The following is a 10,749-nucleotide window of genomic DNA, read 5'->3' on the forward strand; positions in this document are numbered from 1 at the left end:
TGGTGCCGTCTTCCAGCGTGACATCGACCTCGACGGTCGGGTTGCCGCGGCTGTCCAGAATCTCGCGTGCGAAAATGTCGATGATGGCGGTCATGTCTTCCGTCCCTCTCGTGACAATGATTGAGGGTTGTTTAGCGGGCTTCGCACACGCAGAAAAGCGTCATTCCGGGCCGTTATCGCTGACACTTCGGATATTTGCGGTCTGGCGTCCGGCCGACTGCGGCTCTAGCCGGACTTCGGCCCAGATCGGCAGATGGTCCGATGCCTGCCGCGCCAATTCGCTGTCCCACACGCCATAATCGGCCACTTCGATCCCACGCGACACCGCGATGCGGTCATAGCGCAGGCGCGGAAACGGCGCGGGCCAGCTGGGGCCGGGGGCGATGACATGCATCGGCTCCAACGCCTCAAGCCCGCGATTGTCGTGCCATTCGTTGAAATCCCCGGTCAAGATCAGTCGGTCGCGACCCATGCGCGTGGCCTGCGCCACGACCCGCGCCAGCTGTGCGCGACGCGACGAGCGGGCAAGGCCCAGATGCAGAGCAACGATGGTAAGCCCCGGTAGGTGCAGCGCCAATGCGCCGCGCGGTTCGATCCCCGGCAAGGGCATCCGGCGGACCTGCGCCCCCTCCATCAACTCGGGGCGCATCAGGATCGTCTGGCCGTGCCACCCAAGCGAGCGTTCGCCAGTGCCGTTAAAGACCGCAGGGACCATGCCGGTCGCTGCCTCGATCTGCGCGCGGGGCAGGGCCTCGGGGCGGTTGCCAAGGCGAAAATCCACCTCTTGCAGGGCGATCACATCCGCACCCAGATCGGCGATGACGCGCAGATTGCGTTCGGGCGCATAGGGGCCGGTCATGCCCCGGCATTTGTGCAGGTTGTAGCTGGCGAGCCTGATCTTGTCCTTTTGCATGTGACCTTTACTTGCTCAGGTGCCGCAAAAGGTGCGCTGCACAATCTCATCCACCGCAGGCGCGACGGACAGATCTTCCCATTCCGGGCGGTCGGAAAAGGGGTCGCGCAGTGCTGCGTCAAGGCGGTGGAACAGGGTGAAATCGCCGTCATCCCGTGCAGCAGCTATGGCCTGTTCGATCCGGTGGTTGCGCGGAATGCGGCGTGGGTTCGCGCGAGCCATGACCGATGCGGCATCCGGCAATTCCGCAATCCGCGCCTGCCAATCCTGCGCCCAGCGGTCATAGGCGTCGCGGTCGATGAATTCATCGCGCGCCGTGCCGTCCGACAGACCGGCAAAGACGCGGGTGAAATCCGCGCGCTCTGCCGCCATCAGGTTCAGCAACCCCTCGACCAGCGCCTGATCTGCGGCGCGCGGGCCCGAGATCCCCAGCTTCGCGGTAAAGCGGCGATGCCCCTCGGCCTTGTAGATTTCGGGGAAGCTGTGAACGATCCGCGTCGCCTCGGCCACCGCAGCGTCGTCATTGCCCATCAGCGGCACCAGGCAGCTTGCAAATTGCGCAAGGTTCCAGACGGCGATGTTGGGCTGTTCGTTCCAAGCATAGCGCCCACCCGCGTCGATCGAGGAAAACACCTGCCCCGGCTTGTAGCCGTCCATGAAGGCGCAGGGGCCATAGTCGATCGTCTCGCCCGAGACGGACATATTGTCGGTATTCATCACGCCATGGATAAAGCCCAAGCCCATCCAGCCGGCGATGGTGCTGGCCTGTGCGCGGACCACGGCCTGCATCAGATCTGCGGGGGTCTTGGCGTCGGGATAATGCCGCGCCATCACGTGTTCGGCCAGCACGCGCAGGCGTTCGATGTCCCCCCGCGCGGCGTAGAATTCGAACGTGCCCACGCGGATGTGGCTGGCGGCCACGCGGGTCAGGACCGCACCAGGCAGGATGGTTTCGCGGATCACCTGTTCGCCGGTCGTCACCGCCGCGAGAGCGCGCGTTGTGGGAATTCCAAAGGCCGCCATGAATTCGCTGACCAGATATTCCCGCAGCACCGGCCCAAGCCACGCCCGTCCGTCGCCGCGCCGCGAGAAAGGTGTGGGGCCCGCGCCCTTTAGCTGAATGTCGAAACGCCGACCATCGGGGGCCACGATTTCGCCCAGAAGCACGGCACGGCCATCGCCAAGCTGGGGCGAAAAGCCGCCGAACTGGTGCCCGGCATAAGCCTGCGCAATCGGCTCGGCCCCTTGGGGCAGGGCATTCCCGGCCAGCATCTGCACACCTGCGGGGCTTTCCAGCCAGCCAGCATCCAACCCCAGCCGTTCCGCCAGCGGCCGGTTCAGCGCCACCAGCTTCGGATCGCGCACGGGCGTCGGCGCGGTGCGGGTGAAGAAGCCTTCTGGAAGGCGGGCATAGCTGTTGTCGAAATGGATCATCACGCCTCTCCTTTCGACATTATCTAGCCCTCATTGCGGAAAAGTTAAGGGCAGGACTAATGCGTCACGCTGCCCGACAGCAGATTGATGACGACGACGCCCGCGATGATCAAGCCGATCCCGACCACCGCGGCCAGATCCAGCTTCTGGCCAAAGACGAAAAGCCCGATCATCGAGACAAGGACGATGCCAAGCCCGCTCCAGATCGCATAGGCGATGCCAAGCGGCATGGTGCGCAGAACCAACGACAGGAAATAGAACGATCCGGCATAGCAAAGTCCCATGCCCAGCGTTGGCAAAAGCTTGGTAAACTGTTGGCTGCGTTGCAGGAAATTCGTGCCCACCACCTCCAGCGCGATGGCGATCAGCAATGTGGCATAGGTCATGACGGGCATGATGGCTCCTTGCGGCTGTCGCGCCATGTAAATCGCGACGATCGGGAAAGTCACGCCGGACTTGAACCGCGCCGGACATGCGCGTATCCCACGGCTTTGCCCCAAGTGCCAAGGATAACGCCTGTGAAGTTCCTCGATCTCGCCAAAGTCTATGTCCGCTCGGGCGGCGGGGGCGCAGGTTGCGTGTCCTTCCGTCGCGAAAAGTTCATCGAATACGGCGGCCCCGACGGTGGTGACGGCGGGCGCGGCGGCGATGTCTGGGCCGAGGCCGTCGGCGGCCTGAACACGCTGATCGATTTCCGCTTCCAGCAGCATTTCTTTGCGAAATCGGGCCAGCATGGCATGGGCGCGCAGCGCACAGGCGCATCGGGTGACGACATCATCCTGCAGATCCCTGTCGGCACCGAGATTCTGGATGAGGATCAGGAAACCGTCATCGCAGACGTAACCGAACCCGGCCAGCGCGTGCTGCTGGCAAAGGGCGGCAATGGCGGTTTTGGCAACCTGCATTTCAAAAGCTCGACCAACCGCTCGCCACGTAACGCCAATCCGGGTCTGCCGGGGATCGAGCGCACGCTGTGGTTGCGGTTGAAGCTGATCGCGGATGCTGGCCTGCTGGGTTTGCCCAATGCCGGGAAATCGACCTTCCTTTCGGCGGTGTCGAACGCGCGGCCCAAGATCGCGGATTACCCCTTTACCACGCTGCACCCCAATCTGGGCGTGGTGGGCGTCGATGCCTATGAATTCGTGATGGCCGATATTCCGGGCCTGATCGAAGGGGCATCCGAAGGCCGTGGTCTTGGCGACCAGTTTCTGGGCCATGTCGAACGCTCGCGCGTGTTGCTGCACCTGATCGACGGCACGGCCGAGGATGTGGCGACCGATGCCCGCACCATTCTGAACGAACTTGCCGCCTATTCGCCCGCATTGGCCGAAAAGCCGCGCATCACCGCGCTGAACAAGATCGACGCGATGGATCCCGAAGAAATCGCCGAGAAAAAGGCCGCGCTTGAGGCAGAGCTGGGCACGCCCGTGCATCTGATGTCCGGCGTTTCGCGCGAAGGCGTGACCGATGTGCTGCGGGCGCTTTGGTCCGAAATCGCGCCCTCGCGTCAGTCGGTCAAGGAACAGGATGACGCACCGTGGCAGCCGTGATCCCCGAATTGGGGGCCGCGCAACGACTGGTCGTCAAGATCGGCTCGGCACTGCTGGTCGGGGCGGGTGGCTTGCGTGCTGAATGGCTGCGCGCGCTTTGCGACGACGTGGCCGCCGCGCGGGCGCGGGGCACGGATGTCGTGCTGGTGTCCTCGGGGGCAATCGCGCTGGGGCGGCAGGTGCTGGAACTTCCCCCCGGTCCCCTGCGGGTCGAGCAGTCGCAGGCCGCTGCAGCCGTGGGCCAGATCCGCCTGGCCCGCGCGTATGAGGAGGCGCTGGCACCGCATGGCGTGAAAACCGCGCAATTGCTGGTGACGTTGGACGACACGACCGACCGCCGCCGCTATCTCAACAGCCGCGCCACGATGCAGACGCTGCTGGGGCTGGGCGTCGTGCCGATCGTCAATGAAAACGACACGGTTGCGACGGATGAAATCCGCTTTGGCGACAATGATCGCCTTGCCGCGCAGATCGCCGTGACCTGCGGCGCGGACCAGTTGCTGCTGCTATCTGACGTGGACGGGCTTTACACCGCCAACCCCAAAACCGATCCCGATGCCCGTCACCTTCCGGTAATCGAACAGATCACCCCGGAAATCGAGGCGATGGGCGGCGATCCCATTTCCGGCCTGTCGAAAGGCGGCATGAAGACCAAACTGATGGCCGCGCGTACGGCAGTCGCGGGCGGTTGTGCCATGGCAATCGCCGAGGGTTCCGTCCTGAACCCGCTTGCGGCTGTGGCAAACGGCGCGCGCGTCAGCTGGTTTTTGCCCGATACCGACCCCCAGGCAGCCCGTAAACGCTGGATTGCGGCGATGAAGGCCAAGGGCGAAGTCACCGTCGATGCCGGCGCGGCCGAGGCGCTGCGCCACGGCAAATCACTGCTGCCTGCTGGCGTCACCGCGGTTTCGGGCCGCTTCGGTCGCGGCGATCCGGTCGTGGTGCTGGACGCACATGGCGCAAGGCTGGCTTCAGGTCTGGTGCGCTATTCCTCGACCGAGGCGCGGGCGATTGCGGGTCATCGCAGCGATGAAATAGAGGCGATCCTTGGCTATCCGGGCCGCGCTGCCTTGATTCATCGCGACGATATGGTGATCTGAACGCCCGTTGCTGGCGCCGTATTTGGGTATTTGTAGAACAGAGAAGTCTTCTTAGTTCTTCAAATACCCATTCGCGGCACAGCGGCTGGCGCGGCGACCGCATCTCACTCGATGGTGCTGGGTTTGACCAATGCGCGGCGACCTTGTGACAGGCGGCGGATCTGAGACAGCTTGACGGCGGCTTCGCTTGGAGGCGGCAGATTCAGCACGGTTTCGCGCATCATGGCGATGCCGTCTTCACTGCGGGCGGGCAGGGTGGCGGGCATAATCGCCGGGCCGATGGTGACCCGGAAGGGCTGGCTTGATTTGTTCAGTACTTCGTTGAACAGCGTCACGTCCCGCACCGTGGGGTGGATCGCGTCCAGCAGATAGAACAGCGATGAATTGCGCGCGCGGATATTCAGTGGAATGACCGGCACGTCGAATTTCTTGGCGATCATCGCAGCACTTGCCATCCAAGGGCGTTCGTGCAGCGTCAGGCCGCGACGCTTGGCCAGACGTCCCGAGGGGAAGATCAGACCGATACGGCCCCGTTCCATTGCTTCGCGGGTGTAATCCATCGTCGCGCGCGTCTTGGCATGGCTGCGCTTTTCGGTGCGCCATTCGACGGGCGCGATCAGGCTTCCGAATTGCGGCAGGACCCGCATGATGTCGTGATTGGCATAGATGAACAGATCGTCGCGCACGGCCGAGACGACCGAATTCAGCACGATCCCATCTGCGATCCCCGTAGGGTGGTTCGACACGATCAGCGCGGGGCCGGTCGCCGGAATGTGCTCCAACCCCTCGACCGTAAGGTCACGGACGATCAACTGCGCCATGCGGCGCATGATTTCGTCCATCGGCAGGTCGCGGAATTCCGCGCCAAGTTCGACTGTCTGAGGGTAGCGTAACAGCCACATCAGCGCGCGACGTGCCATGTTATGATGCCAGCGGCCCGAAAAGAGCCAAGGCGCCCGCTCGTGAATCAGCGGATCAAGACGGAGTTGCATGTCTTCGCGGGCATCCATGCAGCCAGTATTGCCGTGCCCGCAATCCGGCTGCAAGTGCGCTTCGTGCCTGCTCATGCGGCACCGGCAAGGATGCGCGTAACCATTTCCGATGTGTTGCGGGAAAGCCCCGGCATTTCGGCAATGCGTTGCAAAGCTGCCCGACCTTTCGCGCGACGGCCTGCATCATAGCGGCCCAACGTCTCGAATGCCGAACACATGCGGGCGGTGGTCTGCGGGTTCACGGCGTCCAGTTTCATCAGCCATTCCGCAAGAAAATCGTAACCCGACCCATCTGCCGCGTGGAAACCTGCGTGATTCGAGGTCAGACCTGCAATCAGCGCGCGGAAGCGGTTGGGGTTCTTCCATTCGAAATCGGGCCGTGCCGCGAGTTCGCGGGCCCGCGCAACCGCCTGCCGGGGGGCCGCGCGTAGCGGCTGGACCATGAACCATTTGTCCATGACCAGACGGTTGTCGCGAAATTCCGCCTCAAACGCGGCAAGCGCATCGGCATCGCGACCGGCAGAGATCAGCTGCTCCAGCGCGCCCTGCCGTTCGGTCATGTTGCCGGCCGCGGCAAACAGCGCATCGGCCCGCGCGCCGCCATCCAGTTGCGACAGATAGGCGAGACAGGCCAGCCGCAGGCTGCGCCGACCCGAGCCTTCGGCATCGGGCTGATAGTTCGGCGTTTGCATGGTGTCGTAAAGCGCCGCAAGCGCCGCTTCGTGGGAAGCGGCGATTTCGGCCATCAGCGCGCGGCGCGCGGCGTGGATCGCATCGGGGTCCGGGACGCCGCCGCGGGCGGCGATGGTGGTCGCGATCTCCTCCTCGCCCGGCAGGGCAAGGCAAAGCGCGGCAAAGGCCGGATCGGCTTTGGCGTCAGTCAGAACGCCTGCCAGAGCACGGTTGAATTCCGCGCCGCCTTCGCCGCCCGTCGCGCGCGCAATCAGCGCATCCAGCGCCAGATCGTGCCCTGCCTGCCAGCGGGCATAGGGGTCGGTATCATGGGCCAGCAGCAGTGCCTGTTCATCGGCGGTAATTTCGCGCGTCACGGTGACGGGAGCGGAAAAGCCGCGCAGCAGCGACACGACCGGACGCGCGCCAAGCCCGTCGAAGCGGAAGCTTTGGCGGCTTTCGGTCATTTCCAGAACCGTGGTCGGCAGCACCTCATGGCCGTTCGGGCCGATCAGGCCGATCGCGATGGGGATGACGCGGGCGGGCTTGTCGGTCTGACCCGGCGTCGGCGCAATGTCTTGGGCAAAGTCCAGCACCAGCGTGCCATCGGCCCAGCTTTCACTTAGCGACAGGCGCGGTGTGCCTGCATCGGTATACCAGCGCTTGAACTGGGTCAGGTCGCGTCCGGTCGCATCCTCGAAGACCTTGATCCAATCCTCGATCGTGCAGGCCTGACCGTCATGGCGGTCGAAATACAGATCAAGCGCCGTGCGGTAGCCGTCATCGCCGACCAGTCGCTTGAGCATACCGATAACCTCGGCACCCTTTTCATAGACGGTGGCGGTATAGAAATTGTTGATTTCCTGATAGTGATCGGGGCGCGGCGGATGGGCCAGCGGTCCCGCATCCTCGCGGAACTGGCGCGCGCGCAGGGTCTGGACGTCGTGGATGCGCTTGACCGCGGCGCTGCGCATGTCGCTGGTGAACTGCTGGTCGCGAAAGACCGTCAGTCCTTCCTTCAGGCAAAGCTGGAACCAGTCGCGGCAGGTAATGCGGTTGCCGGTCCAGTTGTGGAAATATTCGTGGCCGATCACGCCTTCGATGCGTTCGTAATCGCCATCCGTGGCGGTTTCCGCCGTGGCAAGGACCAGCTTCGAGTTGAAGATGTTCAGGCCCTTGTTTTCCATCGCGCCCATGTTGAAATCATCGACGGCGACGATGTTGAACACCGACAGATCGTATTCACGCCCATAGGCCTGTTCGTCCCAGCGCATCGAGCGGATCAGGCTTTCCATCGCATAGCCTGCGCGGCCTTCGTCGCCGGGACGCACCCAGACGTTCAGCGCGACATCCTGACCCGACATGGTGGTGAATCGGTCGCTGACCGCGCGCAGATCGCCTGCGACCAGCGCGAACAGATAGGCAGGCTTTTTCCACGGATCATGCCAAACGGCAGTGCCAGCACCTTCGCTGACCGGGTTGCCGTTCGACAAAAGCACCGGCTGGTCGGAATGGATGGTGACGCGGAAGGGTGCCATCACATCGGGGCGGTCGGGATACCATGTGATGTGGCGAAAGCCCTGCGCCTCGCATTGGGTGCAGAACATGCCGCCCGACAGATACAGCCCTTCCAGCGCGGTATTGGCTTCGGGATCGATCTCGACTTCGGCCTGAAAGGTAAAGGCGTCGGGCAGGTCGGGGATCACCAGCGTGTCGCCCAGATATTGCGGAACGACGGGCTGGCCGCCGATGGAAACGCTGATCGTTTTCAGCCCCACGCCGTCCAGAACCAGATCGCCCGCGCCCGTGCGGCGAAAGTCTATCTGCGACAGTACGCGGGTCGCGCGGGGCGCCAGATGAAAGGTCAGCCGTGTCTCGGCGATCTCGAACGGATAGGGGCGCCAGTCGGCAAGGTATTGGGTGGCGGTCACTGCGGCACCTCCGATCTGAAAAAAACTTTGCAAGGCGCGGAACTCACGCGGAAACTCGATTGTTAACTGCCGGATAGCCGGGTCGCAAGTCATGGTGGGGAAGGCTGCGACCCAGTCTCCTCTGCTGCAAACCCGTGCTGAACTTGAGCCTGAGGAGAGCCGTGATGGCCAATTACGACCCGAACGACCCGAACCGGACCGATCCCGTCGATCCCAATCGCCCCGGTCAAGTCAACCAGACCTATGTCGAGCCGGTCGAGCGCCGCGCCTCGCCGCTGCCGCTGATCATCGGCATCCTGCTGGCGCTGGCGATCGCCTACTTCGTCCTCCAGTATTTCATGAACCGCAATGAGGTGACGACCGGCGAAGAGCCCGCCGTGACGACCACCGCCCCTGCGGCTGACACGACCGCCCCGGCCGCGACGACGACCGCGCCGGCCGCAACGACCGAACCGGCGACCGGTGCCGCCGATACTGCTGCTGATGCGGCCAACAATGCTGCAGATGCAGCTGGCAACGCCGCCGATGCGGCAGGCGAAGCTGCAAGCGATGCCGCGACCGCTGCTGATGATGCGGCGACCGCTGCGGGCAATGCCGCTGGCGAGGCCGCGGAAGATGCGACCAACGCTGCCGGTGCCGCTGCCAACAATGCCGCCGACGCCGCAAGCGACGCTGCTGGCGCTGCGCAGGACGCCGCCTCTGACGCCGCCAACGCTGCTGGCGAGGCGATGGACAGTGCGGGCGAAGCCGTGGATGACGCCATCTCGGTTGAACCGGCGACCCCGCCTGCTGCTACGACGACGCCGCCTGCGACCGGCACCGGCACCACGACGCCGCCGCCCGCCAGCAACTGATCTGCCGACCATTCGACATTTGCGCCGCCCGGCATCACCGGGCGGCGTTTTTCAATAAATGCCGAATTGTCATTCTTCGTGCGCTATAAAGCGGCCAAGGTTGAAGCGCCTCGGGATATGGCATACCACCGTGCACAAATCGCTGAAGCGTCAGGACAAGGAAGGGTTTGCATATGGCACGGGTCGAGAAATCGGGACTTAGGGTCGATGAGACGCTGGCGAATTTCATCAGTGACCGCGCCTTGCCCGGCAGCGGCGTCGATCCCCAGCGTTTCTGGGATGGTCTGTCGCAATTGCTGCACGAATTCGGCCCCCGCAACCGCGCCCTGCTGGACAAGCGCGATGAGCTGCAGCTGGCCATCGACGCTTGGCATATCGGTCAGCGCGGCAAGGCTTGGCATGCCGGTGCATACCGCGATTTCCTGACCGAAATCGGCTATTTGGTCCCCGAAGCCGAGGCGTTCCAGATTGAGACCCCGGCGACCGATCCCGAATTTGCCAGCGTGGCAGGCCCCCAATTGGTCGTGCCCATCACCAATGCCCGCTATGCGCTGAACGCCGCCAATGCCCGGTGGGGCAGCCTGTATGACGCGCTTTATGGCACCGACGCCATGGGCGATCTGCCGCAGGGCAAGGGCTATGACGCCCAGCGTGGCGCCCGCGTCATCGCCTGGGGTCGTGATTTTCTGGACGGCGCCGCGCCTTTGGCCGAAGGGTCCTGGGCGGGGATCGACGGGCTGTCGGTCAAAGACGGCGCGCTGATCCCGGCGCTGCGCGACGGCGCCAAATTCGCGGGTCATATCGGCGATGCAGCAAAGCCCAGCGACATTTTCCTGAAAAACAATGGCCTGCTGATCCGCATTACGGTGAACGCGTCCACCCCGGTCGGCGGTCAGGACAATGCGGGGATTTCCGACATCGTGCTGGAATCGGCGCTGTCGGCCATCATTGATTGCGAGGATTCGGTCGCCTGCGTCGATGGCGAAGACAAGACGCTGGCCTATGCGAACTGGCTGGGGCTGATGGATGGCTCGCTGACCGAAAGCGTCGAAAAGGGCGGCAAGACCTTCACCCGCAGCCTGAACCCCGACGTGACCTTTACCGGGCCGGACGGCGCGGACGTGACGGTCAAGGGCCGCTCGCTGATGCTGGTGCGCAATGTCGGCCATCTGATGACCACGCCCGCCGTTCTGGACCGCGACGGCAATGAGGTGTTCGAGGGGCTGCTGGACGCCATGGTCACCGCGCTGTGTTCGATGCGCGATCTGGCGAAAACCGGGCCTAAAAACTCGGTCACCGGCTC

10 protein-coding genes are annotated in these 10,749 nt (G+C 63.9%); 4 read left to right on the plus strand and 6 right to left on the minus strand.

The genetic code is table 11. The features are described from left to right. From FN835_RS20295 to FN835_RS20310, 4 genes are all read right to left on the minus strand, one after another. Positions 1 to 94, minus strand: a 94-nt coding sequence (locus FN835_RS20295; RefSeq protein WP_142664507.1) for a hypothetical protein, incomplete at its 3' end; no start/stop codon positions are given. A 66-nt stretch (positions 95 to 160) separates the two neighbouring features. Beyond that, a complete protein-coding gene (locus FN835_RS20300; protein ID WP_142665060.1) occupies positions 161 to 913 on the minus strand; it encodes an endonuclease/exonuclease/phosphatase family protein in 753 nt (250 codons plus the stop codon). Between the two features lie 15 nt (positions 914 to 928). After that, positions 929 to 2,347 (minus strand): protein adenylyltransferase SelO, encoded by a 1,419-nt coding sequence (locus FN835_RS20305; RefSeq protein WP_142665061.1) that lies wholly within the window; start codon positions 2,345 to 2,347, stop codon positions 929 to 931. A gap of 56 nt (positions 2,348 to 2,403) precedes the next feature. Beyond that, positions 2,404 to 2,733: a DMT family transporter gene (locus FN835_RS20310; protein WP_221930502.1), complete on the minus strand. Its 330-nt coding sequence runs from the start codon at positions 2,731 to 2,733 to the stop codon at positions 2,404 to 2,406. 132 nt (positions 2,734 to 2,865) lie between these two features. On the opposite strand from FN835_RS20310, the gene obgE reads away from it, so the two are divergent. Beyond that, on the plus strand, positions 2,866 to 3,897 hold the full coding sequence (obgE, locus tag FN835_RS20315; protein ID WP_142665063.1) for a GTPase ObgE: 1,032 nt from the start codon (positions 2,866 to 2,868) through the stop codon (positions 3,895 to 3,897). Continuing rightward, a complete protein-coding gene (gene proB, locus FN835_RS20320; protein ID WP_142665064.1) occupies positions 3,885 to 4,997 on the plus strand; it encodes a glutamate 5-kinase in 1,113 nt (370 codons plus the stop codon). Before obgE ends, proB begins: the two co-directional genes overlap by 13 nt. Before the next feature lie 104 nt (positions 4,998 to 5,101). Here proB and FN835_RS20325 read toward each other — a convergent pair whose 3' ends face one another. Together FN835_RS20325 and pepN are read right to left on the minus strand one after the other, a co-directional pair. After that, positions 5,102 to 6,007 carry a 1-acyl-sn-glycerol-3-phosphate acyltransferase gene (locus FN835_RS20325; protein WP_142665067.1) on the minus strand — a complete coding sequence of 302 codons (906 nt, stop codon included), beginning with the start codon at positions 6,005 to 6,007 and terminating at the stop codon, positions 5,102 to 5,104. A gap of 53 nt (positions 6,008 to 6,060) precedes the next feature. After that, the gene (pepN, locus tag FN835_RS20330; protein WP_142665065.1) at positions 6,061 to 8,592 is read right to left on the minus strand and encodes an aminopeptidase N; all 2,532 of its coding nucleotides are present in this window, start codon (positions 8,590 to 8,592) and stop codon (positions 6,061 to 6,063) included. Between the two features lie 164 nt (positions 8,593 to 8,756). Here pepN and FN835_RS20335 point away from each other — a divergent pair, with 164 nt between their 5' ends. Both FN835_RS20335 and FN835_RS20340 read left to right on the plus strand, forming a co-directional pair. After that, positions 8,757 to 9,446, plus strand: coding sequence for a hypothetical protein (locus FN835_RS20335; protein WP_142665066.1), 690 nt, complete (start codon positions 8,757 to 8,759; stop codon positions 9,444 to 9,446). Between the two features lie 173 nt (positions 9,447 to 9,619). Beyond that, positions 9,620 to 10,749: aldolase/citrate lyase/malate synthase family protein (locus tag FN835_RS20340; RefSeq protein ID WP_484217491.1), on the plus strand; the 1,130-nt coding region annotated here is incomplete at its 3' end.

The organism is Paracoccus laeviglucosivorans (genome assembly GCF_900182695.1).
Taxonomy (GTDB): Bacteria; Pseudomonadota; Alphaproteobacteria; order Rhodobacterales; family Rhodobacteraceae; genus Paracoccus; species Paracoccus laeviglucosivorans.

Coding starts and splice junctions, on each gene's coding strand:
- FN835_RS20300 (WP_142665060.1), bottom strand. CDS start 913: ATGCAAAAGGACAAGATCAGGCTCGCCAGCTACAACCTGCACAAATGC.
- FN835_RS20305 (WP_142665061.1), bottom strand. CDS start 2,347: ATGATCCATTTCGACAACAGCTATGCCCGCCTTCCAGAAGGCTTCTTC.
- FN835_RS20310 (WP_221930502.1), bottom strand. CDS start 2,733: ATGACCTATGCCACATTGCTGATCGCCATCGCGCTGGAGGTGGTGGGC.
- FN835_RS20325 (WP_142665067.1), bottom strand. CDS start 6,007: ATGGATGCCCGCGAAGACATGCAACTCCGTCTTGATCCGCTGATTCAC.
- FN835_RS20335 (WP_142665066.1), top strand. CDS start 8,757: ATGGCCAATTACGACCCGAACGACCCGAACCGGACCGATCCCGTCGAT.